This window comes from Streptomyces sp. RLB3-17, assembly GCF_007113425.2.
Lineage (GTDB): Bacteria > Actinomycetota > Actinomycetes > Streptomycetales > Streptomycetaceae > Streptomyces > Streptomyces mirabilis_D.
This window is the reverse complement of record NZ_CP041610.2, coordinates 3,227,031-3,249,713: the sequence shown is the minus strand read 5'-3', so window position 1 is coordinate 3,249,713 and position 22,683 is coordinate 3,227,031. Positions and strand designations below refer to the sequence as shown.

Here is a 22,683-nt window from a genome sequence, read left to right as displayed (position 1 = left end):
TCCGAACGTGAGCGACGGGCTTGCGACGTACCGCCACGGCCCCTTCGGAGGGTGGGCGGCCGCGGGTCAGAGGGACTGGGCCGCGGGCTTCACCATGCCGCGGACCGTGCGGGACTTCACGAAGTCGCCCATCGCCGTCATTTCCCACTCGCCGGAGAACTGCTTGATCATCTTGGCCATCATCACGCCGGTCTGGGCCTCGGCGTTGGTGAGGTCGAAGCGGACCAGTTCCTCCCCGGTGGCGGCGTCCAGCAGGCGGCAGTACGCCTTGGCGACCTCGGTGAACTTCTGGCCGGAGAAGGAGTTGACCGTGAAGACCAGGCCGGTGACGTCCTGGGGGAGGCGGCCGAGGTCGACCACGATCACCTCGTCGTCACCGCCGCCCTCGCCCGTGAGGTTGTCGCCGGAGTGCTTGATCGCGCCGTTGATGATGGACAGCTTGCCGAAGTAGCAGCTGTCGATGTGGTTGCGCTGCGGGCCGTACGCGATGACCGAGGCGTCCAGGTCGATGTCCTTGCCGCGGTACGCCGGCTCCCAGCCGAGGCCCATCTTGACCTGGGAGAGCAGCGGGCGGCCGCCCTTGACCAGGGAGACCGTCTGGTTCTTCTGGAGGCTGACACGGCCCTTGTCGAGGTTGATCTTCCCGGCGCCGATCGGCGGTGCGGCGGGCGGGGCCGGGGGTGCGGCGGGCGGGGCGGGAGTCACCGCGACCGGCGGGGCCGGAGGTGCCACCGGGGCCTGCGCCGGCGGGGCGGGCGCGGCGACGGGGGCCGGCGCCGGGGGCGGTTCCTCCACCGAGACGCCGAAGTCGGTGGCGATGCCCGCGAGGCCGTTCGCGTACCCCTGGCCGACCGCGCGGGCCTTCCAGGCGCCGTTGCGGAGATAGATCTCCACGACCACCAGCGCCGTCTCGGTGCCGAGCTGCGGGGGCGTGAACGAGCCCAGGACGCTGTTGTCGTCCGCGTTGCGGATCGTGGCCGTCGGTTCGATGCCCTGGAAGGTCTGGCCCGCGGCGTCCGGGCTCGCGGTGACCACGATCTTCTCGATGCCCGGCGGGACGGCGCCGGTGTCGACGGTGATCGCGTCGGGAGCCGCACCGCCGCCCGAGCGGTACGTCACGCCCGGTCCCGTCGGCTGGTTGTAGAAGATGAAGTCGTCGTCGGAGCGCACCTTGCCGTCGGCGGTGAGCAGCAGGCCCGATACGTCGAGCCGCACGGGGGCGGCGACGTCCACCGTCACGCGCGCGGCGGAGAGAGGGATGTTCGAGCCGGGGGTCATAGCTGTCATGCCTCGTGAACGAGCGAGACCATTTTGCCGTTCCCTTACCAAGCGGCCAATTGGCCCAGCCGTGAAATCCCCGGCTCGCAACCCCTCCCGCGGACTACGGAACCACCACGATCTTCCTGCCCACCCCGGCCGCGAACTGCTCCAGCGCCTGCGGATACCGCTCCAGCTCGATCCGGTCGCTGATGAAGATCTCCGGGTCGAGCACGCCGTTCGCGAACAGCTCCGCCGCCCGCTCGAAGCTGTGCAGCACCGCCATCGAACCGGTGATGGTGATCTCCTGGTTGTAGATGCGGTACGGGTCGATCGTCACGCGGGTGGCGTAGTCGGCGACCCCGAACTGGAGGAACGTGCCCGCCTTGGCCACCCGGTCCAGGCCGTCCTGGATGGCCGCCGCGTTGCCGGTCGCGTCGACGACGACGTCCCAGCCCTGCGGCCGGTCCAGCTGGTCCGCGTTCGCCGCCGACCCCGAGACACCGAGCGTGCGTGCCGTCTCCAGTCGGGCCGCGTTCAGGTCCACCACGTCCACGCTCGCCGCGCCGGTCCGCTTGGCCAGCTCCAGCATCATCAGGCCCATCGTCCCGGAGCCGTAGATCAGGACATGGGCTCCCAGGCGGGACCGCAGGACGTCATAGCCGCGTACCGCGCACGACAGCGGCTCCACCAAGGCCGCGTCCTGGGTGCGTACGTGCTCGGGCAGCTTCACGCAGTTCGCCACCGGGGCCACCGCGTACTGCGCGGCCCCGCCCGCCGTGGTGACGCCGATCGCGGCCCAGCGTTCGCAGAGGTTGTTGTGGCCCGCACGGCAGTAGCGGCACTCGTAGCAGTAGAGGGAGGGGTCCACCGCCACGCGGTCGCCGATCGAGATCTCCGTGACCTGGGCGCCGACCCCGACCACCTCGCCGGCGAACTCGTGCCCGGGCACGATCGGCAGTTTCGGCGCGAACTCGCCCTGGAGGATGTGCAGGTCCGTGCCGCACAGGCCGCAGGCGGCGACCTCGACGACGACCTCGCGGGGGCCCGGCGTCGGGTCCGGGACCTCGGTGACGACGGCGCGGCCCACGGACTCGATGACGGCGGCCTTCATTTGACGGCTCCCAAGGACAGGCCCTGGACCAGTTTGTCCTGGGCGGCGAACCCCGCGGCGAGCACCGGCAGGGAGATGACGAGCGACGCGGCGCACACCTTGGCCAGGAACAGGCCCTGGCTGGTGATGAAGCCGGTCAGGAAGACGGGGGCCGTCTCGGCGACCACACCGGTCAGCACGCGGGCGAACAGCAGTTCGTTCCAGCTGAAGATGAAGCAGATCAGGGCCGTGGCCGCGATGCCGGGGAGGGCTATGGGGGCTACGACCCGGGCCAGGATCGTCGGCAGTTTCGCGCCGTCGATCTGGGCCGCCTCGATCACCGCCACCGGTACCTCGGCGAGGAACGACTGCATCATCCACACCGCGATCGGCAGGTTCATGGAGGTGTAGAGGATGACCAGGAGCCAGATGTTGTCCAGCATTCCGGTGTTCTTCGCGAAGAGGTAGATCGGGAGGAGGCCCGCGACCACCGGCAGCATCTTCGTCGACAGGAAGAAGAACAGGACGTCCGTCCACTTCTTCACCGGGCGGATGGAGAGTGCGTACGCCGCCGGGAAGGCCAGCAGGAGGACGCAGAGGGTGGAGACCACCGAGGCCACCGTCGAGTTGAGCAGCGCCGGCCAGGGGCTCGCGCCGCCGCCCGTGCCGAAGAAGTCGCGGTAGCCGTCGAGGGTGAGGGCGGCGCCGAAGGACGGCGGGTTGGTCGCCGCGTCCGACTCCGAGTGGAACGACGTCAGGGCCATCCACGCGATGGGCAGGAAGAACAGCACACCGAGCAGCCAGGCCAGCAGGCCCAGGCCCGTTCCCCGGGCACGCCGGGGTCGTACGCGGATCGTGGTGGCGCTCATGCGCGGGACACCTCCTCGCGGAACAGGGACGAGACCACGCGCAGGGCGAAGGTCGCGATGATGATCGAACCGATGACGACCAGGACGCCCGCGGCGGAGGCGAGGCCGTTCTCGTGGGCCTGGTAGAAGCTCTGGTAGACGGTGTAGGGGAGGTTCGCCGTCCCCAGGCCGCCGGACGTGAGGGTGAAGACCGCGTCGAAGTTCTGGACGATGTAGATCGAGCCCAGCAGGGCGCCGAGCTCCAGGTAGCGGCGCAGGTGGGGGAGGGTGAGATAGCGGAAGACCTGCCAGTCGCTCGCGCCGTCCACCCGGGCGGCCTCGATCTGCTGGTGGTCGCGGCTCTGCAGGCCGGCCAGGAGGATCAGCATCATGAACGGCGTCCACTGCCAGACCAGCGAGGCCTCGACGGCCAGCAGCGGGGTGCCCGAGATCCAGTCCGGCTGGGGGCCGCCGACGTAATGCAGCAGTCCGTTGAGCAGGCCGTACTCCGGGTTGTAGAGCACGTGCTTCCAGAGCAGGGCCGCGGCCACCGGGACCACCAGGAAGGGGGCGATGAGGAGCGTTCTGACGATGCCCCGGCCGCGGAACTTGCGGTCCAGGAGCAGGGCCAGACCCAGGCCGATGACCAGGCTGGCGACGACCACGGCCGCCGTCAGGAGGATCGTCGTCCAGACGGAGTGGCGCAGGTCGGGGTCGGTCAGGACGTCCGAGTAGTTGGAGAGGCCGGTGAAGTGGCGGGCCTTGGGGTAGAGCGCGTTCCAGTCGAAGAAGGAGATCACCAGCGTGGCCACGAAGGGGAGCTGGGTCACGGCGACCATGAAGATCAGGGCGGGGAGCAGCGGGGCGCGGGTGGCCCAGGCGCGCAGCCGGTTGGACGGCTTTCCCAGGGTGCGTACGGGAGTGGCGGCCACGGGGGCCGTTGTCGTGGCGGTCATCGTCCCTCGTACTCCTTGGAGATCTTCTCGGCGAGTTTCTGGGACTTCTTCAGGGCCGAGTCGACGGACTGGCGTCCGGCGATGGCCGCGCTGATCTCCTGCGAGACCTTGGTGCCGAGGTCGGTGAACTCGGGGATGCCGACGAACTGGATGCCGGGCGCGGGGCGCGGCTGCACGCCCGGGTCACGCGGCCGGGCGCCCTCGATGGCCTCGCGGGTCATCTCCTGGAAGGCGGCGGCCTCCTTGGTGTACGCGGCGTTCGTGTAGGTGGAGGCGCGCTTGCCGGCCGGCACGTTGGACCAGCCGATCGTGTCCCCGACCAGCTGTTCGTACTGCTTGCTGGAGGCCCAGGAGATGAACTTCCAGGCCTTGTCGGAGTTGTGGGAGGCCTTCTGCAGGCCCCAGGCCCAGGTGTAGAGCCAGCCGGAGGACTTGGTCTTCTCGACGGGCGCGGGTACGTAGCCGATCTTGCCCTTGACCGGGGAGTCGGACGCCTCCAGGGAGCCCGCCGCGGAGGTGGCGTCGTACCACATGGCGGTCTTGCCCTGGGTCATGTTGTTGAGGCACTCGGCGAAGCCGGACTGGGCGGCGCCGGACTCGCCGTGCCCCCGTACGAGGTCCACGTAGAACTTCGTCGCCTTCTCGAACTCGGGGGAGTCGAGACGGGCCTTCCAGTCCTTGTCGAACCAGGTGCCGCCGAAGGTGTTCACGACGGTGGTGAGGGGCGCCATGAGCTCGCCCCAGCCGGGCAGGCCGCGCAGACAGATGCCCTTCATGCCGGACTGGGCGCCGTCGACCTCGGCGGCCAGCTGTCCCACCTGCTCCCAGGTGGGGTGGTCGGGCATCGTCAGGCCCTTCTGGGCGAAGACGTCCTTGCGGTACATCAGGAAGGACGACTCGCCGTAGAACGGCTGCCCGTAGAGCTTGCCGTCGGCGGCCGTCAGGGACTGCCGCATGGGGGCGAGGATGTCCTGCTCGTCGTAGCCGCTGTCCTGGCGTACGTAGGAGTCCATGTCGTGCAGCCAGCCGTTGCGGGCGTAGATCGGTATCTCGTAGTTGGAGAGCGTGGCGACGTCGTACTGGCCGGCCTGGTTGGCGAAGTCCTGGCTGATCTTGTCGCGGACGTCGTTCTCCGGCAGCACGGTGAAGTTCACCTTGATGCCGGTCTCCTTGGTGAAGTGCGCCTTGGTGAGCTTCTGCAGCTCCACCATCTGCGGGTTGTTGACCATCAGGACGTTGATGGAGTCGCCGCCCGACCCCGACCCGCCCGCTCCGACCCAACAGCCGGAGAGCAGCGGGGCGAGCAGCGTCCCTGCGGCGACCGCGGCGAGTGCGCGCGGCCTCCGTCGGCTCTGGGTTCGCATGGATCGCTCCTGGACGTATAGGGAGATAAAGGGCTTTCGCGGGTGTGGCTGTGCCCTTGTAGTGGGTGAGTTGGGTTTTCAGACTCGGATGACCTGGGGGCCTTGCAAGGAGTACCGGTGTGCCTCCGACGTCGGAAGCAGCGTGCTCGTGACGATCGCTTCCAGGGCGGTGATCTCCGCGAAGCGGCAGAAGCTGACCGCCCCGAACTTGGTGTGCACGCCCGCGAAGACCGTGCGCCGGGAGGCCCTGATCGCCTGGGCCTTGACCTCGCTGACCGCCGGGTCGGGGGTGGTGAGGCCGTGTTCGCGGGAGATGCCGTTGGCGCCGATGTACGCCAGGTCGATGACGAAGCCGGCGAGCATCTTCGTCGTCCAGTGGTCCACGGTCGCGAGTGTGCCGGGGCGGACCCGGCCGCCGAGCAGCAGGACGCTGGTGTGGTCGGCCTCGGCGAGCGCGCCCGCCGTGGCCAGGGAGGCGGTGACCACGGTCAGTGGCCGGTCCTTGGGGAGTGCCTCGGCGATGAGCTGCGGGGTGAACCCCTCGTCGATGAACACGGTCTCGGCGTCCCCGAGCAGCTCGGCCGCGGCGCTCGCGATCCGGCGCTTCTCGGGCACATGGCTGGTGGCGCGGAAGGCGAGTGTCGTCTCGAACCCGGCGCTCTCCACGGGGTAGGCGCCGCCGTGGGTGCGGCGGACCAGGCCGTGGTCCTCCAGGGCGCGCAGGTCGCGTCGTACGGTCTCCTTGGCGACGCCCAGTTCGGCGGCGAGCGCGGTGACGTCGACCGCGCCGGTACGGCGGGCGGCCCTGACGATCTCCCGCTGACGTTCTTCCGCGGTCATGGCCGACACCTGCTCCCTGCGTCCCGTGCGTACTGCCCGTTCGGGCCCGGTGTGGGCCTTGGGGGAAGTTCTACAGCGGGTGCGCGGCACTGACCAGGCCTGTTGCGTGACCGATGGTGCCCGGCTGTGACCGTTTGGCGGGGCGGGTGCCCGTGCCGGACCTGGGGCGCAGCGGTGAGCGGGGTGGGATCGGGCAGGGTTGGTGCCCGAACACGGCGGCGGGCGGGCCCGTTCGGTGCCCGCCCGCCCTCTCGCGCCCTCGCCGCACGGTCGTCTTCCGGCCGCCCGGTCGTCGCCACGGCAGCCGTCCGGTCGTCGGTAGGGCCGTCCGGTCACCAGTACGGCCGTCCGGTGGTCCGGTCGTCAGTACGGCCAGATCGGCGGACGCGTCGTGAAATGGCCGCCCAGGTGGGCGTGGTCCGGGTTGGCCGGGTCGAGCTCGCCCTGTTCGGCGATGAGCTTCTCGGCGTACGGCTCGGAGTCGTCGCGCGGCTCGTAGCCCAGCGCCCGGGCCGTCGAGAGGTCCCACCACAGCCGGGTGTTGGCGGAGGAGCCGTAGACGACCGTGTGCCGTACGTCCTCGGCGGTCAGCGCCGCGTGGAAGAGACGGGCGCCGTCCTCGGGGCTCATCCAGACGGAGAGCATGCGCACGCTGGTCGGCTCCGCGAAGCAGGAGCCGATGCGGACCGAGACCGTCTCCAGGCCGTGCTTGTCCCAGTAGAACTGCGCCAGGTCCTCGCCGAAGGACTTGGAGAGCCCGTAGAAGGTGTCCGGGCGGTGCGGGGTGTCGATGGGGATCAGAGCGCTGTCGTCGAAGGGGGCCTCGCCCCGGGGGCGCGGGGTGAAGCCGACGGCGTGGTTGGAGGAGGCGAAGACGATGCGTCGTACGCCCTCTTCGCGCGCCGCCTCGTACAGGTTGTACGTCCCCTCGATGTTCGCCTTGAGGATCTTGTCGAAGGAGGCTTCCAGGGAGATGCCCGCGAGGTGGATGATCGCGTCGACGCCCCGCACGGCCTCGCGCAGCGCGGCCTTGTCCGCGAGGTCCGCGGTGAGCGCGTCCGGCTCGCCCTCGACGGGCATCAGGTCGAGGAGGCGCAGCTCGTAGCCGTAGTCCGGCAGCAGCCCCCGCATCAGGGTGCCGAGTCCGCCGGCGGCGCCGGTGAGCAGAACGGTGCGGGGAGCGGGCATGCGGGCTTCTCCTCACGGCCACAGTGAGTGGCCGTATTCGTGTACGGCATTCACATCCATGGACACGCTAAGGAGCCCCGACCTGCTGCGTCAAGTGTCGCGCGGAGGTGGCGAATCCGCTGCTGTGTCGCGGGTTTGCGCGCTTGACCGGCCCCAAGGTCGCGCTTTAGCGTGGTGGCGTTCAGAAATATGGACATGGATCAGAAACATGCACTCGCTGTTGTGTGCGTGAGTACCTGCCCCAGGGAGAGTCCGTGACGTCAGCCCCCCTTGCCGCTCGGCTCAGCGTCCCCAGCGGGCCGCTGTTCTTCCCCATCACGGCGTACGGCCCCGACGGTGCCCTCGATCTCGACACCTACCGCGCGCACGTGCGGCGCGGCGTCGAGGCGGGTGCCGCCGCCGTCTTCGCCTGCTGCGGCACCGGGGAGTTCCACGCGCTCACGCCCGAGGAGTTCCAGGACTGCGTGCGGGCGGCGGTGGAGGAGACGGCCGGGCGGGTTCCGGTCGTCGCCGGCGCCGGGTACGGGACCGCACTCGCCGTACGGTTCGCACGCCTCGCCGAGGAGGCGGGGGCCGACGGGCTGCTCGCGATGCCGCCGTATCTGGTGGTGGCGGGGCAGGAGGGGCTCCTGCGGCACTACCGGGAACTCGCCGCCGCGACCTCGCTGGACATCGTGGTCTACCAGCGCGACAACGCCGTGTTCACGCCCGAGACCGTGGTCGAACTCGCCCGCACCGAAGGGATCATCGGCTTCAAGGACGGGGTGGGCGACCTCGACCTGATGCAGCGGATCGTGAGCGCCGTGCGCAGCGAGGTCCCCGGTGACTTCCTGTACTTCAACGGGCTGCCGACCGCCGAGCTGACGGGGCTCGCGTACCGGGGCATCGGCATCACGCTGTACTCGTCGGCGGTCTTCTGCTTCGCACCCGAGATCGCCCTGGCGTTCCACGCGGCGCTCAACGCGGGCGACGACGAGACGGCGAACCGGCTGCTGGACGGCTTCTACCGCCCCTTCGTCGACCTGCGGGCCCAGGGCCGCGGATACGCGGTCTCCCTGGTCAAGGCGGGGGTGCGGCTGCGGGGGCTGGACGTGGGTGAGGTACGGCCGCCGCTGCACGAGCCGACCGAGGACCATGTGAAGCAGCTCGCGCAGCTGATCGAGCGGGGGTACGCGCTGCTGGAACCGCTCGAGGGTCCTGACGGAGTGCTTGAGGGACCTGAGGGAGCGCTTGAGGGACCTGCGGGAGAAGGACGGCTGGGGGAGGGCGAGTGAAGGCGTCCGCTTTCGTCTATCCGTGGGACGTCGTCGGGGATCCGGGGGCGGCCGAGCGGATCGCCGGGCTCGGGGTGCGGCAGGCGACGCTCGCCTCCGCGTACCACTCCACGCGCGCGCTGACCCCCCGCCACCCCCGGCACCGGATCGTGACGGCCGCGCACGCCGCCGTCCTGTACCCCGTCGACGACGCACGGTGGGAGGGGCGCGCGCTGCGGCCGTACGCCGCCGGGGAGTGGGCGCCCGGGGACGCGTACGGGGAGGCGGCCGGCGCGCTCGCGGAGGCCGGGCTTGACGTCCACACATGGGTGGTCCTCGCGCACAACTCCCGGATGGGTGCCGAGCATCCGTCCACCTCCGTCGTCAACGCCTACGGGGACCGCTACGCGTGGGCGCCGTGCATCGCGCAGGCCGACACACGGGCGTACCTCGTCGACCTCGCGGTGGAGGCGGCGGTGCGGCCCGGGGCGCTGGGTACGGAGCTGGAGTCGCTCGGCTGGTACGGCCTCGCGCATCTGCACGCGCACGACAAGATCGGCGGGGTGGGACTCGGGGACGCCGGCCAGTACCTGATGTCGCTCTGCTTCTGCGCGGCCTGCCGGGCGGGGTACGGGGGATGCGGGCTCGACGCGGATGACCTGGCGTCGGCCGTCCGGGAGGCGCTGGAGCCGGTGTGGCGGGGGGAGGTGCCGTCGGAGGGCGGCTGGCCGGTGGTCGAGAAGCTGCTCGGGGGTGAGACGGCGGCCGCCACGCGCGCGTGGCGTGAGGGCGTGGCCCGTTCGCTCCAGGAGACGGTCGTCGCCGCGGTGCGCGCGGCCGCGCCGGCCGGCTTCCAGGTGGTGCTGCACGCCGATCCCGTGTCGTACCACTGCGGGGCGAACGCCGGGGTCGATCCCGGGCACATCCTGTCCGTGGCGGACGGGGTGGTGGTGCCGTGCACGGGTGGGGTGGGCCCGCTGACGCCGTTCGCGGAACAGGGGTGGGACGCGGCCGTACTGGCCGCCAACTTCACGGTCGTGTCGGGGATGGGAGGCAGTCCGGGCACCTTGTCGGACGACGCGGCCCGGGCGGCTGAGGCGGGCGCGACCGAACTGCGGCTGTATCACGCGGGGTTGGCTTCGGACGGGGATCTGGAAGCCGTGCGGGCGGTGTTGACGGGGTCGGTCTGAGTCCAGACCCCGGGGGCCCTATGAATCTCGGGGCCTTCGGCGTTGGAGGAGTGGGGGCAGGGTCAGGAGCCGGATCAGCCCGAGGGTGAGGAGCAGGGGCCGGTAGTCGACCAGTTCGACCAGGCCCGCGCCGAGGGCCAGCCCGAGCGCGTTCGGGGCGTACATCAGAGTGTTCGCGGTGGCGGAGGTGCGGCCGAGGAGCGGGGCCGGAGTCTCGCGCTGGACGGCGGTGTACGCGGCGATCAGGACGCAGGGGAGACCGAAGCCGATCGCCGCGCCGCAGACCAGGGCCACCGGGTCGGACGGAACCGCGCGGAGCGCGACCGCGACCGCCGTGAGGACGATGCCGTACGCGGCGAAGCGGCGCTCGCCCAGTCGGCGCAGCAGGGGGCCCGAGACCAGGCCGATCAGCACCGAGCCGACGCCCTGGGCGACGTAGAGGAGGCCGACGTACGCGGGGGAGTGGCCAAGACCCTCGGCGACGGCGTAGACCGTGGCGCCGTTGAGGCCCGCGAAGAGCATGGTCGTGGCCGCGGCCAGGACCAGTGGCCGAAGTTCCGGATGATGCCGGATGTGGCGGACGCCCTCGGCGGTCCGGGCCCGCCAGGCCGAGGGGTCCGGGACGGGCGGGGCCTCGCGGACCCGCAGCAGCGCGTACAGCCCGGCCGCGAGGGCGAAGGTCACGGCGTCCAGGACGGCCACCCTCGCACCGCCGTAGGCCGCGTACAGGCCTGCCCCGGTGAGCGGGGCCAGGAGCTTCATGCCCTCGCTCGCCGTCATGCGCAGGCCGTTGAAGTCGCCGAGGAGGTGCCTGTCGACGGCCGTGGCCACGAGCGCCGACTCCGCCGCGTCATGGACGACGCCCGCCGCCCCGTAGATCAAAAGCACCGTGAAGAGGATCCACAGGCGGTCCCGGGTGGTCACGGCGAACAGCGTCGGCAGGAGCGCGGCCAGGGCCAGGTTCACGGCGATCAGGAGCGGTCGGCGGCGGGTGCGGTCCGCGAGCACGCCGAGGACGGGGCCGACGAGCGTGGGGGCCCAGAGGGCGAACACGCACAGGGCCGCCAGACCGTTCGAGTCCGTCAGGTCCTTGACCCAGATCCCCGACACCAGCCACATCGCCGACGAGCCGAAGCCCGAGACCACCACTCCGGTCAGGTACAACCCCGCGTCGCGGTCGCCCATCACACGCGCCACCGTCCATGTCATGGCAGGTGATCGTGGTGCTGAGGAGGGCGGTCGGGGATCGGGCATCCGCCCTATCTCCTCGGCCGGGGAGCGATGAGTTCCGGGCTTGGGTCCGGTCCACGTAAGGAGCGAAGTCACAGACGAGCCCGTAAGAGCCGAAGGGCTCCAGGGCTGAAGAGCTGGGGAGCACTGGATGACTGACGACCGGACTTTCGACACCTTCGACCTCGGGCCGCAGGCCCTGATCGTGGCGCGCCTCGCGGCGGAGATGACGCAGGAGCAGCTCGACGGCGACACTCCCTGTCCCGGGCTCGCGGTGCGCAACATGCTCGGGCATCTGGGCGGACTGGCCGTCGCCTTCCGCGACGCCGGGCGCAAGGACCTGGGCGTCACGACCGACACCAACCCCGGTTCCGTGGTGCCGGACATCGGGCCCGACTGGCGCGAGACCCTGCCGAAGGCGCTCGACGAGCTCGCCGAGGCCTGGCGCGACCCGGCCGCCTGGACCGGTGAGACCCGAGCGGGCGGGGTGACGTTGCCGGGCGCGGTCGCCGGGGCCGTGGCCGCCGACGAACTGGTGGTGCACGGCTGGGACCTGGCCCGGGCCACCTGCCGGGAGTACGAGCCCGACGAGGTCGCGCTGCGGGCGGCGTACGGCTTCCTCGCCGCCGCGGCCGAGAACTCCGGTCCGGGCCAGGGCGTGTTCGGCCCCGTGGTGCCGGTGCCCGACGACGCGCCCCTCCTCGACCGCGTGATCGGCCTGAGCGGCCGCGACCCCGGCTGGAAGCCGTAGCCCGGCCGAGTTGCAGAAGCGTACGGACTGCGGAAGGGCTGTGTGTGATCTGATCGGGCGCGGCATCGAGGCGTATGGGCCGTGGGTCGAGTTTGTATGGGGAGTCGGCCGAGCGCGAGGGGGCGTTCCGGCGTTCCCCCGCGAGGCGGACAAGGAGAGACATCGCGAAAGCGAACACCGCGCATGAGCCGTCCGACGGCCCGGACCTCCTTGGTCACTGCAACTTCTTTTGTCTGAAGCGTTGACGAAACACGGCTGCGCTCCTACCTTCAACGCGTCGTACTTCGTACGTCATATATGAGACGCGATACACGAGATCAGATACAGATCCGAGAGGCGCGCATGACCTCTGTGCCCATTCCGATCCCGTCCCGCACGCAATTCGTGCTGGAGGGGATCAAACACCGCATCCTCACCGGGCAGTTGACCCCGGGACAGGCCCTGGTCGAGACCGAGCTCGCCGCGCAGTTCGGGGTGTCGAAGACGCCCGTGCGCGAGGCGCTCAAGACCCTGGCCGGTACCGGACTCGTCGTGATGAACCAGTACAAGGGCGTCACGGTACGCATGGTGGACGCGGACATGGCGCGCGAGGTGTACGACGTGCGGCTGCTGCTGGAGCCGGAGGCGCTGCGGCGGACCGTACGGCGCCAGGCGTCGCTCGACGCCGCACGCGACGCGCTGACCCGCGCCGACGACGCCTCCGACACCGCCGAACGCTCGCTCTCCAACCGGGAGTTCCACCGCGCCCTGTACGTCTCCTGCGGCAACCCGCTGCTCGGCCGGATGCTCGACGAAGTGCGTGACCAGGCCGCTCTGGTGTCGGCGGTCGCCTGGGCCGCCGACCCGTCCTGGGAGCGCGAGGCCAGCGAGCACCGGGAGATCCTGCGCCTCGCCCTGGACGGTGACGCCGACGGCGCGGCCCGCGCGCTGCACGCCCACATCGAGTCGTTCGTGCGACGGGCCTTCCCCGCGACCCAGGAAGAGGTTGGACAGGAATGACAGCGACGTACGAGACCCAGCGGGCCGCGCTCGCCGAGGTCGTGGCGATCCCCGTGACCCCCTTCACGGAGGACGGGACGATCGACGGCGACACCCACCGGGCCCTGCTGCGTCGGCTGCTCGACGGCGGCATCCGCACCCTCACGCCGAACGGCAACACCGGTGAGTTCTACGCGCTGACCCCCGAAGAGCGGAACCTCGTTACCGAGTTGACGATCGACGAGGCCGGCGACCGCGCCGCCGTCCTGGTCGGCGTCGGACACGACGTGCCGACCGCCGTCGCCTCCGCCCGGCACGCCCGGGAGCTCGGGGCACAGATGGTGATGGTCCATCAGCCCGTGCACCCCTATGTCTCGGAGGGCGGCTGGGTCGACTACCACCGGGCCATCGCCGAGGCCGTGCCGGAGCTGGGCGTCGTGCCCTACATCCGCAACCCGGTGCTGCCCGGCGCCCGGCTCGCCGACCTCGCCGACGTCTGCCCGAACGTGATCGGCGTGAAGTACGCCGTCCCCGACGCGGCCCGCTTCGCCGCCTTCGCCCGGGACGCGGGGCTCGACCGGTTCGTGTGGGTCGCGGGCCTCGCCGAACCGTACGCCCCGTCCTACTTCTCGGCCGGTGCCACGGGCTTCACCTCGGGCCTCGTGAACGTCGCCCCGGCCGTCTCCCTGAACATGATCGAAGCCCTTCGAGCCGGCGACTACCCGGCCGCCATGAAGGTCTGGGAGCAGATCCGCCGCTTCGAGGAGCTGCGCGCGGCGAACACCTCCGCCAACAACGTCACCGTCGTCAAGGAGGCCCTCGCCTCGCTCGGCCTGTGCCGCCGCGAGGTGCGCCCGCCGAGCAGGGAACTGCCCGAGTCCGAGCGGGCGGAAGTCGCCGCCATCGCCGCGGGGTGGTCCATATGAGCCAGGGAAGAAGGGAGCCGAAGCGCCCCGAGGAGCTCCGGAGCCATCAGTGGTACGGCAGCGGCGTCTCGTCGGGTCTGCGCTCCTTCAGCCACCGGGCCCGCACCCGCCAGCTCGGCTACCTTCCCGAGGAGCACCTCGGCAAGCCGGTCATCGCGATCCTGAACACCTGGTCCGACATCAACCCCTGTCACGTCCATCTGCGCGACCGCGCGCAGGCCGTGAAGCGGGGGGTGTGGCAGGCCGGGGGCTTCCCGCTCGAATTCCCGGTCTCCACCCTCAGCGAGACCTTCCAGAAGCCGACCCCCATGCTCTACCGCAACCTGCTGGCGATGGAGACCGAGGAACTGCTGCGCTCGTATCCCGTCGACGGCGCGGTACTGATGGGCGGCTGCGACAAGTCCACGCCCGCCCTGCTCATGGGCGCCGCGTCCGTCGACCTGCCGGCCGTCTTCGTGCCCGCCGGGCCCATGCTGCCTGGTCACTGGCGAGGCGAGGTCCTCGGCTCCGGCACCGACATGTGGAAGTACTGGGACGACAAGCGCGCCGGACTCATCGGCGACTGCGAGATGACCGAGCTGGAGAGCGGGCTCGCGCGCTCCCCGGGGCACTGCATGACCATGGGTACGGCGTCCACGCTGACGGCCGCCGCCGAGGCGCTCGGGGTGACCGTGCCCGGCGCGTCCAGCATCCCCGCTGTCGACTCCAGGCACGACCGGATGGCGGCCGCGGCGGGCCTCAGGATCGTCGAACTCGTCCGCCAGGACCGCAAGCTGTCCGACATCCTCACCGCGGACGCGTTCGAGGACGCGGTGACGACCGTCCTCGGACTCGGCGGCTCGACCAACGCCGTGATCCACCTGATCGCCATGGCGGGCCGGGCGGGCGTCACCCTCACGCTCGACGACTTCGACCGGATCGCGCGGACCGTGCCGGTGCTCGCGAACGTCCGGCCCGGCGGCCAGAAGTACCTCATGGAGGACTTCCACTTCGCCGGCGGTCTGCCCGGGTTCCTGTCGCGGATCACCGATCTGCTGCACCTGGACCGGCCGACGGTGTCGTACGACAGCATGCGCGAGCAACTGGCCGGCGCCCAGGTGCACGACGACGACGTCATCCGCACCCGGCGCGACCCGGTCGCGGCCGAGGGCGGAGTCGCCGTACTGCGCGGCAACCTCTGCCCCGACGGCGCCGTCATCAAGCACATCGCCGCCGAGCCGCAGCTGCTCAAGCACACCGGTCCCGCGGTCGTCTTCGACGACTACAAGACCATGCAGCGGACCATCAACGACCCCTCGCTCGGCATCACGGCGGACAGCGTGCTGGTGCTGCGGGGCTCCGGGCCCAAGGGCGGTCCCGGCATGCCGGAGTACGGGATGCTGCCCATCCCCGACCATCTGCTGAAGCAGGGGGTGCGGGACATGGTGCGGATCTCCGACGCCCGGATGAGCGGCACGAGTTACGGCGCCTGTGTGCTGCACGTGGCGCCCGAGTCGCACATCGGCGGACCCCTCGCCCTGGTGCGTACCGGGGACACGATCACCCTCGACGTCGAGGCGCGGTCGCTCCAGCTCAACGTGGACGACGCGGAGTTGGAGCGGCGCAGGGCGGAGTGGACGGCGCCGCCCGAACGGTACGAGCGCGGGTACGGGGCGCTCTACAACGAGCAGATCACCCAGGCGGACACCGGCTGCGACTTCGCCTTCCTGGCCCGGCCGGGGAAGGTGCCGGACCCGTACGCGGGCTGAGCGCGTCCGCGAGGGCCGCCCCTCTTTGAGTCTCACCTGATCGACATCTTGAGCAGCAAGCAGCGATCACCAAACAGCAAGCGCTTCACCCATGTGTACGTAGCAAGCGCTTCCTGTCGTACAGCAAGCGTTCCACGGCACCCGCCAGAACGGAGAACAGTCATGGCCCAAGCCGCAGTCGTGGCGAAACAGCCCGCGCCACCCCGGCGGCGCCGTGGCTCGGCGACGCCCCGCAGGCTCCCCTATCTGCTGATCGCCCCGGCGGGCCTGCTGATGCTGGGCTTCATCGCCTACCCGGTCATCAGCGTCTTCTACTACAGCCTGCAGAACTACAACCCCACCAAACCGTGGCGCAACGGCTTCGCGGGCTTCGACAACTTCACCCACGCCTTCACCAGCGACCCCCAGTTCTGGGGCACGCTGACGTTCAGCGCCAAGTGGGTCTTCGTCGAGGTCGGCCTGCAACTGCTCTTCGGGCTCGCGCTCGCGCTGATCGTCAACCAGACCTTCGTGGGACGGGCCGTCGGCCGCGCGCTGGTCTTCTCGCCCTGGGCCGTCTCCGGTGTGCTGACCTCCGCGATCTGGGTGCTGCTCTACAACTCCCAGACCGGCATCACCCGTTACCTGGCCGACGCGGGCATCGGCCAGTACGGCACCAGCTGGCTGTCGGACACCTCCACCGTCTTCCCGGCGGCCGTGGTCGCCGACCTGTGGCGCGGTGTCCCCTTCTTCGCGATCCTGATCCTCGCCGACCTCCAGTCCGTCTCCAAGGACCTGTACGAGGCCGCCGAGGTCGACGGCGCCAGCCGCTTCAAGCAGTTCCTGCACATCACGCTGCCGCACCTGAAGGACGCCATCATCCTGTCCACGCTGCTGCGCGCGGTGTGGGAGTTCAACAACGTCGACCTGCTCTACACGCTGACGGGCGGTGGTCCCGCGGGCGAGACGACGACCCTCCCGCTCTACATCGCCAACACCAGCGTCGACGCCCACAACTTCGGCTACGCGTCCGCCCTCACCACGGTCGCGTTCGTGATTCTGCTGTTCTGTTCGGTCGTCTATCTGCGACTGAGCAAGTTCGGAGGCGGGGACAAGTGATCACCAAGGACGCCACGATCAGCGCCCCCGCGGCGCCCGCCCCACCCGCCGAGGAGCCCCGGCAGCGCCCGGGCGGAAAACGCCGCGCCTGGGACGAGGTCCCGCGCTGGCACATCTACCTCCCGCTCTCCATCTACCTCCTCTTCACCCTGATCCCCTTCTACTGGATCCTGCTCTTCGCGCTGCGCCCGGCCGGCTCGACCTCGCTCGTGCCGTGGCCCATGACCTTCGACCACTTCGACAAGGTGTGGAACGACCGCAGCTTCGGGACCTACTTCCAGAACAGCGTGCTCATCGCCGTCGCCACGCTGGTGATGACGACCCTCGTCGCCCTCGCCGGCGGCTACGCCCTGGCCCGCTTCGACTTCAGGATCAAGCGCGGCTTCATGCTGGCGCTGCTCTGCTCCCAGTTCGTGCCGGGCGCGCTGCTCCTGGTCCCGCTCTTCCAGATCTTCGCCAAGCTCCAGATGATCAACTCGCTGGGCAGCGTCATCATCGCCGAGACGGTCTTCCAGCTGCCGCTGTCGATGATCCTCATCAGCGGGTTCATCAGGAACGTCCCGTACTCGCTCGAAGAGGCCGCCTGGGTCGACGGCTGCGACCGCTTCACCGCCTTCCGGATCGTCGTCCTGCCCCTGCTGCGGCCCGGGCTGATCGCCGTCGGCTCCTTCGCCTTCGTGCACGCCTGGAACCACTTCCTGTTCGCCCTGATGTTCCTCAGCGACCAGAGCAAGCAGACCATCCCCGTCGGCCTCAACACGCTGATGAGCTCCGACAGCGTCGACCTGGGCGCGCTCGCCGCGGGCGGCATCATCGCGGCCGTCCCCGTCGTCATCGTCTTCGCCTTCATCCAGAAGTGGCTGATCACCGGCTTCAGCGCGGGGGCGGTGAAGGGATGAGGCCCGCCGAGGAATTCCTGTCGAGCACGCCCACCGGAAAACTGCCGCTGCCCATCGTTCTCGCGGGTGCGCGCGGCCACGGCCGTTGGCACCTGGAGAACATCCGCCGGCTCCAGGACGAGGGGCTCGTACGGCTGGCGGGCATCTGCGAGCTGACCCCGCTCGACGCGGAGGAACTGAACGGGCACACCGTCGAGCAGTCGGCCGACTTCGGCGCCCTCCTCGACTCCACCGGCGCCGCGATCGCCGTGATCTGCACGCCCATCCCCACCCACACCGACCTGGCGCTGATCGCCGCGGGCAAAGGCGTACACCTGCTCCTGGAGAAGCCGCCCGCGCCGTCGTACGCGGAGTTCCGCCGGATGGCCGACGGGGTCGCCGCGGCCGGGGTCGTCTGCCAGATCGGCTTCCAGTCGCTCGGCTCGCACGCCGTGCCCGCGATCCGGAAGCTGATCGCGCAGGGTGCGATCGGCCAGGTGGCCGGGATCGGCGGGGCGGGCGCCTGGGCACGCGACGAGGCGTACTACCGGCGGGCGCCGTGGGCGGGCAAGCGCCGTCTGAACGGCGTGGACGTGATCGACGGGGCGCTCACCAACCCCCTCGCGCACGCCGTCGCCACCGCCCTCGCGCTCAACGGGTCCACCCGAGCCGAGGACGTCACCGCGATCGAGACCGAGCTGCTGCGCGCCAACGACATCGAGTCGGACGACACGTCGTGCGTACGGATCACCACCCCGCGGGGCCGGGTCACCGTCGCCGCCACGCTCTGTGCCGAGCGGCCGGGTGAACCGTACGTCCTGGTGCACGGCAGCAGCGGCCGGATCACCTTCTGGTACAAGCAGGACCGGGTGCTGGTGCAGCGGTCGGGGCACGGCCCGGAGGAGATCGAGTACGGCCGTACGGACCTGCTGGAGAACCTGGTCGCGCATCTGACGGAGGGCGCCGAACTGCTGGTCGCGCCGGATGCGACGGGTGCCTTCATGAAGGTGGTGGAGGCGATCCGGCAGGCGCCGGACCCGCTCGCGCTGCCCGCCGACGCCTGGGCTCTGCTCCCCGAGGAAAGCCGCCGGGTCGTGCCCGGCATCGACGGACTCGTCGCGGCCGCCGCCGACACCCTCGCCCTCTACTCCGAACTCGGCGCCTCCTGGGCCCGGCCGCACCAGACCCCGAACGACATCCGAAGCGACGTCCCGGACAAGACCGCGGACAAGACCGCGGACATGACCGCGGACAAGATCACGAACAAGACCGCGAACAAGGTGGGAAGCGAGGTGAGCACCCCATGAACCACGCGCAGAGCACCGACTCGCTCGTCCTGCGAGTCGCGGGCCGCCCGGTCGGCCGGTACGTCACCCGGCCCGAACTCGCGCCCCGGTTCTCGCCGCGCCCCTATCTCCACCCGGTCACCACCCTGGCCGGCACGGCTGTCACCGAACTCAGCCCCGCCGACCACACCCACCACCTCGGCGTCGGTGTCGCCGTTCCCGACGTCGAGGGGCACAACTTCTGGGGCGGCCGTACCTACGTCCGCGACCAGGGACCCACCGAGCTGGCCAACCACGGCGCCCAGCGGCACGCCGGTTTCCAACTGCGCGACCCCGACGGCTTCGTGGAGGAACTGCGCTGGGTGGCCGCGGGCGGCGAGCTGCTGCGTGAGCGCCGCACGGTCGCCGTCACCGAACTCACCGACTCCGCCTGGGCGTTGGACTTCACCTTCTCCCTCACCAATACGACCAGGCACCCCCTGTCGATCGGCAGCCCGGCCACCAACGGGCGGCCCGGAGCGGCCTACGGCGGCTTCTTCTGGCGGGCCCGCAAGGAAGCACAGGCGCCGCACGTCTTCACCGCCGACACCGAGGGCGAGGAGGCGGTCCACGGGGCCCCCGCCGACTGGCTCGCCCTCGTGGGCGCGGGCTGGACCCTCGTCTTCGCCGGGGCCACCGCCGCGACCCGCCGCGACCCGTGGTTCGTGCGCACCACCGAGTACCCGGGTGTCGGCTCCTCCCTCGCGCACACCGAACGGCTGCCGATCCCGCCCGGGGAGACGGCCGTACGCCGGGTCGTCACCGTCGTCGCGGACGGCGCCCTCGGCAGAAGCGAGGCCGCGGCGCTGGTACGGAAGGCGGTGAGCCCCTGATGGCGCTGCCCTCGGCCGACCTCGGCGACGGCACCTACCGCAACCCCGTCCTCGACGCCGACTGGTCCGACCCCGACCTGCTGTGTGTGGGCGACGACTTCTACCTCACCGCCTCCAGCTTCGGTCGCGTGCCCGGCCTGCCGCTCCTGCACTCCCGGGACCTGGTCAACTGGACGCTCGTCGGACACGCCCTCCAACTCCTCGAGCCCGCAGGGGACTTCAGGAAGCCCAGGCACGACTGCGGGGTGTGGGCGCCGTCCCTGCGGTACCACGACGACCGCTTCTGGATCTTCTGGGGCGACCCCGACCACGGCATCTTCCAGGTCAACGCCCCGGAGATCCGCGGTCCCTGGACCCGGCCGCACCTCGTCGAGGAGGGCAAGGGACTCATCGACGCCTGCCCGCTGTGGGACGAGGAGACCGGCGAGGCGTATCTCGTGCACGCCTGGGCCAAGTCCCGCGCGGGCGTGAAGAACCGGCTCACCGGCCACCGTATGCGCCCCGACGGCACCGGACTGCTCGACCAGGGCAAGGTGATCATCGACGCGGACCGGATCCCGGGCTGGTTCACCCTCGAAGGGCCCAAGGCCTACCGGCACGACGGCTGGTTCTGGATCTTCGCACCCGCCGGGGGAGTGGAGACCGGCTGGCAGGGCGCCTTCCGCTCACGCGGTTTCTTCGGCCCGTACGAGGAGCGGGTGGTGCTGGAGCAGGGGGACACCGAGGTCAACGGCCCCCACCAGGGCGGCTGGGTGCGCACGAAGGCCGGCGAGGACTGGTTCGCGCACTTCCAGCAGCGCGGGCCCTACGGGCGGGTCGTCCACCTCCAGCCGATGCGCTGGGGCGACGACAGCTGGCCGGTGCTCGGTGACAAGGGCGTCCCCGTCGCCGTACACCGCAAGCCGCGACTGCCGGCGCAGCCGCCCTCCGCGCCCGCCACCGACGACGACTTCCCCGGCGGCCGGTTCGGACGGCAGTGGCAGTGGACCGCCAACCGGCAGGACGGCTGGGCCACCCAGCACTCGGCGGACGGACTGCGGCTGAGCTGCGTACGGACGGTGGACGCGCACGACCTGCGCAGACTGCCGAACGTCCTCACCCAGCGGTTACCCGGCACCCCCGCCACCGTCGAGGTGGAGCTGCGCCTCGACAGCGAGGAGCCGGGGGCACGGGCGGGACTCGCGGTGCTCGGGGACGCCTTCAGCTGGATCGGGCTCCAGCGGGAGGCGGACGGGTCGGTGCGGCTTGTGCACCGGTTCGCCGAGTCGGGCGCCGAGCGGGAGCGCGACGCCGCGCATCCGCGAGAGGCGCCCGAGGGGCGGGCCCGGCTGTGGATCGAGAGCGGAGCGGGGGCGCGCTGCCGGTTCTCGTACGACGTCGGGGGCGGCCGACAGCCCTCCGGCCAGGTCTTCGCCGCCACCCCCTGGCGCTGGGTCGGCGCCCTGCTCGGACTTTTCGCACTCGCGCCCGTCGGCGGGGGACCCGCCGGCGCGGCCTCGTTCAGGCAGTTCCGCATCACCAGTTCCTTCCGCTGACAAGACCCCACAACCCTGTTGGATCCAGAAGAAGAGAGCCGATCAATGAAGATCAACATCCACAGAACCGGGCGTGCCGCGACGGTCGTCGCCCTGGGCTCCGTGCTCGCGCTCACCGCCACCGCCTGCGGCGACAACGGCAGCGGAGCGGCGGACGACAAGGGCACCGAGGGCTCCGGCAAGGGCGAGATCACCTTCTGGGACAACAACGGCGGTGTCCGCACCGACATCTGGAAGCAGATCATCGCGGACTTCGAGAAGAAGTACCCGGACATCAAGGTCAAGTACGTCGGCATCCCGGCGGCGAGCGCCCAGTCGAAGTACGACACCGCCATCCAGGGCGGCGGCCTGCCCGACGTCGGCGGCGTGGGCACCGCGATGCTCGCCGAGGTCGCCGTCCAGGGAGCGCTGGAGCCGCTGGACAGCCGGCTCAAGGGGAGCTCGCTGAACGGCAAGCTGAGCCAGAACCTGCTCGACGTCAGCCGGTCCGCGGGCGGCGGTGACGCCCTGTACCAGGTGCCGACCTCCGCCAACAACGGCACGCTGTGGTACCGGACGGACCTGTTCAAGGCGGCGGGAGTGGACGCCCCGACCACCTGGTCGAAGTTCTACGACGCCGCCGACAAGCTCACCGACAAGGGCAAGAACAAGTTCGGCTTCACCATCCGGGGCGGCGAGGGCGCCATCGCGCCGGCCCTCGACGCGGTGTACGGCCAGACCGGCATCACCTCGTTCTGGAACGGCGACAAGACCACCGTCAACGACCCGAAGAACGTCGCCGCCCTCGAGAAGTACATCGCCCTGTACAAGAAGGACACCCCGTCCGCCGACGTCAACAACGACTTCACCAAGATGGTCGCCCAGTGGGACAGCGGCACCATCGGCATGCTCAGCCACAACCTCGGCTCCTACCAGGACCACGTGAAGGCGCTGGGCGCGGAGAAGTTCCGCGGCATCCCGAACCCCACGCAGGACGACGGCACACGGGTGCAGGTGTCCAACCCGGTCGACGGGATGAGCCTGTTCAAGTCCAGCAAGAACAAGGCGGCCGGCTGGAAGTTCATCGAGTTCGCCCTCTCGGCGGCGGAGAACTCCAAGTTCAACGAGTCGGCGGGACAGGTCCCGGCGAACACCGACGCCGCGAAGGACGCGTGGATCCAGAAGGCCGAGCCCACCAAGCTGGCCGCGGAGGCGCTGAACGGGGCCGGCACCAAGATCGTGCAGCTGCCGTACTACCTGCCGGACTGGAACACGATCTCCAAGTCCGACAACGAGCCGAACTTCCAGAAGCTGCTGCTCGGGAAGATGAGCGCGAAGCAGTTCCTGGACACGCTGGCCGACCAGTTGAACAAGGCGCAGGCGGACTGGAAGGCCAACCACTGAGAACTCGGC

The 22,683-nt window shown here is 70.5% G+C and carries 20 protein-coding genes; 12 read left to right on the top strand and 8 right to left on the bottom strand.

Going from position 1 to position 22,683, the window contains the following annotated elements; genetic code table 11:
* Positions 1 to 66: 66 nt before the first annotated feature.
* The 7 genes from FNV62_RS15150 to FNV62_RS15120 all read right to left on the bottom strand — a co-directional run bounded on the left by FNV62_RS15150 (position 67) and on the right by FNV62_RS15120 (position 7,546).
* The gene (locus FNV62_RS15150; protein ID WP_144316474.1) at positions 67 to 1,278 is read right to left on the bottom strand and encodes a TerD family protein; all 1,212 of its coding nucleotides are present in this window, start codon (positions 1,276 to 1,278) and stop codon (positions 67 to 69) included.
* A 103-nt stretch (positions 1,279 to 1,381) separates the two neighbouring features.
* The gene (locus tag FNV62_RS15145; RefSeq protein WP_143612986.1) at positions 1,382 to 2,371 is read right to left on the bottom strand and encodes a zinc-dependent alcohol dehydrogenase family protein; all 990 of its coding nucleotides are present in this window, start codon (positions 2,369 to 2,371) and stop codon (positions 1,382 to 1,384) included.
* Positions 2,368 to 3,219, bottom strand: a complete 852-nt coding sequence (locus FNV62_RS15140) for a carbohydrate ABC transporter permease (RefSeq protein ID WP_067364318.1) — start codon at positions 3,217 to 3,219, stop codon at positions 2,368 to 2,370. Before FNV62_RS15140 ends, FNV62_RS15145 begins: the two co-directional genes overlap by 4 nt.
* A complete protein-coding gene (locus tag FNV62_RS15135; protein WP_060902182.1) occupies positions 3,216 to 4,154 on the bottom strand; it encodes a carbohydrate ABC transporter permease in 939 nt (312 codons plus the stop codon). Before FNV62_RS15135 ends, FNV62_RS15140 begins: the two co-directional genes overlap by 4 nt.
* On the bottom strand, positions 4,151 to 5,518 hold the full coding sequence (locus FNV62_RS15130; RefSeq protein ID WP_097284172.1) for an ABC transporter substrate-binding protein: 1,368 nt from the start codon (positions 5,516 to 5,518) through the stop codon (positions 4,151 to 4,153). The genes FNV62_RS15135 and FNV62_RS15130 overlap by 4 nt, the downstream gene beginning before the upstream one ends.
* Before the next feature lie 78 nt (positions 5,519 to 5,596).
* Positions 5,597 to 6,358: a DeoR/GlpR family DNA-binding transcription regulator gene (locus FNV62_RS15125; RefSeq protein ID WP_060902183.1), complete on the bottom strand. Its 762-nt coding sequence runs from the start codon at positions 6,356 to 6,358 to the stop codon at positions 5,597 to 5,599.
* Between the two features lie 363 nt (positions 6,359 to 6,721).
* Positions 6,722 to 7,546 (bottom strand): NAD-dependent epimerase/dehydratase family protein, encoded by an 825-nt coding sequence (locus FNV62_RS15120; protein WP_097284171.1) that lies wholly within the window; start codon positions 7,544 to 7,546, stop codon positions 6,722 to 6,724.
* 254 nt (positions 7,547 to 7,800) lie between these two features.
* Between FNV62_RS15120 and FNV62_RS15115 the strand changes: the two genes are divergently transcribed.
* Both FNV62_RS15115 and FNV62_RS15110 read left to right on the top strand, forming a co-directional pair.
* Positions 7,801 to 8,820: a 5-dehydro-4-deoxyglucarate dehydratase gene (locus FNV62_RS15115; RefSeq protein WP_225900259.1), complete on the top strand. Its 1,020-nt coding sequence runs from the start codon at positions 7,801 to 7,803 to the stop codon at positions 8,818 to 8,820.
* A complete protein-coding gene (locus FNV62_RS15110) occupies positions 8,817 to 9,989 on the top strand; it encodes a hypothetical protein (RefSeq protein ID WP_144315304.1) in 1,173 nt (390 codons plus the stop codon). The genes FNV62_RS15115 and FNV62_RS15110 overlap by 4 nt, the downstream gene beginning before the upstream one ends.
* 18 nt (positions 9,990 to 10,007) lie before the next feature.
* Here the strand turns inward: FNV62_RS15110 and FNV62_RS15105 are convergent, their stop codons facing one another.
* Complete coding sequence (locus tag FNV62_RS15105) at positions 10,008 to 11,198, bottom strand: MFS transporter (protein ID WP_144315303.1); 1,191 nt, start codon at positions 11,196 to 11,198, stop codon at positions 10,008 to 10,010.
* Positions 11,199 to 11,370: 172 nt separating this feature from the next.
* Here FNV62_RS15105 and FNV62_RS15100 point away from each other — a divergent pair, with 172 nt between their 5' ends.
* From FNV62_RS15100 to FNV62_RS15055, 10 genes are all read left to right on the top strand, one after another.
* A complete protein-coding gene (locus FNV62_RS15100; RefSeq protein ID WP_144315302.1) occupies positions 11,371 to 11,970 on the top strand; it encodes a TIGR03086 family metal-binding protein in 600 nt (199 codons plus the stop codon).
* 342 nt (positions 11,971 to 12,312) lie between these two features.
* Positions 12,313 to 12,969, top strand: coding sequence for a GntR family transcriptional regulator (locus FNV62_RS15095; RefSeq protein WP_054232312.1), 657 nt, complete (start codon positions 12,313 to 12,315; stop codon positions 12,967 to 12,969).
* On the top strand, positions 12,966 to 13,874 hold the full coding sequence (locus FNV62_RS15090; protein ID WP_060899646.1) for a dihydrodipicolinate synthase family protein: 909 nt from the start codon (positions 12,966 to 12,968) through the stop codon (positions 13,872 to 13,874). Before FNV62_RS15095 ends, FNV62_RS15090 begins: the two co-directional genes overlap by 4 nt.
* Positions 13,871 to 15,622, top strand: coding sequence for an L-arabinonate dehydratase (araD, locus tag FNV62_RS15085; protein WP_144315301.1), 1,752 nt, complete (start codon positions 13,871 to 13,873; stop codon positions 15,620 to 15,622). Before FNV62_RS15090 ends, araD begins: the two co-directional genes overlap by 4 nt.
* 162 nt (positions 15,623 to 15,784) lie before the next feature.
* Entirely contained in the window at positions 15,785 to 16,720 is a 936-nt protein-coding gene (locus FNV62_RS15080) for a carbohydrate ABC transporter permease (RefSeq protein ID WP_143607760.1), read from the top strand.
* A complete protein-coding gene (locus FNV62_RS15075) occupies positions 16,717 to 17,619 on the top strand; it encodes a carbohydrate ABC transporter permease (RefSeq protein ID WP_143607759.1) in 903 nt (300 codons plus the stop codon). The genes FNV62_RS15080 and FNV62_RS15075 overlap by 4 nt, the downstream gene beginning before the upstream one ends.
* Positions 17,616 to 18,905, top strand: a complete 1,290-nt coding sequence (locus FNV62_RS15070; protein ID WP_144315300.1) for a Gfo/Idh/MocA family protein — start codon at positions 17,616 to 17,618, stop codon at positions 18,903 to 18,905. The genes FNV62_RS15075 and FNV62_RS15070 overlap by 4 nt, the downstream gene beginning before the upstream one ends.
* Positions 18,902 to 19,756 (top strand): PmoA family protein, encoded by an 855-nt coding sequence (locus FNV62_RS15065; protein ID WP_144315299.1) that lies wholly within the window; start codon positions 18,902 to 18,904, stop codon positions 19,754 to 19,756. Before FNV62_RS15070 ends, FNV62_RS15065 begins: the two co-directional genes overlap by 4 nt.
* Positions 19,756 to 21,291 (top strand): glycoside hydrolase 43 family protein, encoded by a 1,536-nt coding sequence (locus tag FNV62_RS15060; protein WP_144315298.1) that lies wholly within the window; start codon positions 19,756 to 19,758, stop codon positions 21,289 to 21,291. Before FNV62_RS15065 ends, FNV62_RS15060 begins: the two co-directional genes overlap by 1 nt.
* 45 nt (positions 21,292 to 21,336) lie before the next feature.
* On the top strand, positions 21,337 to 22,674 hold the full coding sequence (locus tag FNV62_RS15055; protein ID WP_144315297.1) for an ABC transporter substrate-binding protein: 1,338 nt from the start codon (positions 21,337 to 21,339) through the stop codon (positions 22,672 to 22,674).
* Positions 22,675 to 22,683 lie beyond the last annotated feature (9 nt).

Excerpts from the sequence above, each read along its gene's own strand:
- FNV62_RS15150 (WP_144316474.1), bottom strand. The coding sequence starts at position 1,278 with ATGACCCCCGGCTCGAACATCCCTCTCTCCGCCGCGCGCGTGACGGTG.
- FNV62_RS15145 (WP_143612986.1), bottom strand. The coding sequence starts at position 2,371 with ATGAAGGCCGCCGTCATCGAGTCCGTGGGCCGCGCCGTCGTCACCGAG.
- FNV62_RS15140 (WP_067364318.1), bottom strand. The coding sequence starts at position 3,219 with ATGAGCGCCACCACGATCCGCGTACGACCCCGGCGTGCCCGGGGAACG.
- FNV62_RS15135 (WP_060902182.1), bottom strand. The coding sequence starts at position 4,154 with ATGACCGCCACGACAACGGCCCCCGTGGCCGCCACTCCCGTACGCACC.
- FNV62_RS15130 (WP_097284172.1), bottom strand. The coding sequence starts at position 5,518 with ATGCGAACCCAGAGCCGACGGAGGCCGCGCGCACTCGCCGCGGTCGCC.
- FNV62_RS15125 (WP_060902183.1), bottom strand. The coding sequence starts at position 6,358 with ATGACCGCGGAAGAACGTCAGCGGGAGATCGTCAGGGCCGCCCGCCGT.
- FNV62_RS15120 (WP_097284171.1), bottom strand. The coding sequence starts at position 7,546 with ATGCCCGCTCCCCGCACCGTTCTGCTCACCGGCGCCGCCGGCGGACTC.
- FNV62_RS15105 (WP_144315303.1), bottom strand. The coding sequence starts at position 11,198 with ATGACATGGACGGTGGCGCGTGTGATGGGCGACCGCGACGCGGGGTTG.
- FNV62_RS15100 (WP_144315302.1), top strand. The coding sequence starts at position 11,371 with ATGACTGACGACCGGACTTTCGACACCTTCGACCTCGGGCCGCAGGCC.
- FNV62_RS15095 (WP_054232312.1), top strand. The coding sequence starts at position 12,313 with ATGACCTCTGTGCCCATTCCGATCCCGTCCCGCACGCAATTCGTGCTG.
- FNV62_RS15090 (WP_060899646.1), top strand. The coding sequence starts at position 12,966 with ATGACAGCGACGTACGAGACCCAGCGGGCCGCGCTCGCCGAGGTCGTG.
- araD (WP_144315301.1), top strand. The coding sequence starts at position 13,871 with ATGAGCCAGGGAAGAAGGGAGCCGAAGCGCCCCGAGGAGCTCCGGAGC.
- FNV62_RS15080 (WP_143607760.1), top strand. The coding sequence starts at position 15,785 with ATGGCCCAAGCCGCAGTCGTGGCGAAACAGCCCGCGCCACCCCGGCGG.
- FNV62_RS15070 (WP_144315300.1), top strand. The coding sequence starts at position 17,616 with ATGAGGCCCGCCGAGGAATTCCTGTCGAGCACGCCCACCGGAAAACTG.
- FNV62_RS15065 (WP_144315299.1), top strand. The coding sequence starts at position 18,902 with ATGAACCACGCGCAGAGCACCGACTCGCTCGTCCTGCGAGTCGCGGGC.
- FNV62_RS15060 (WP_144315298.1), top strand. The coding sequence starts at position 19,756 with ATGGCGCTGCCCTCGGCCGACCTCGGCGACGGCACCTACCGCAACCCC.
- FNV62_RS15055 (WP_144315297.1), top strand. The coding sequence starts at position 21,337 with ATGAAGATCAACATCCACAGAACCGGGCGTGCCGCGACGGTCGTCGCC.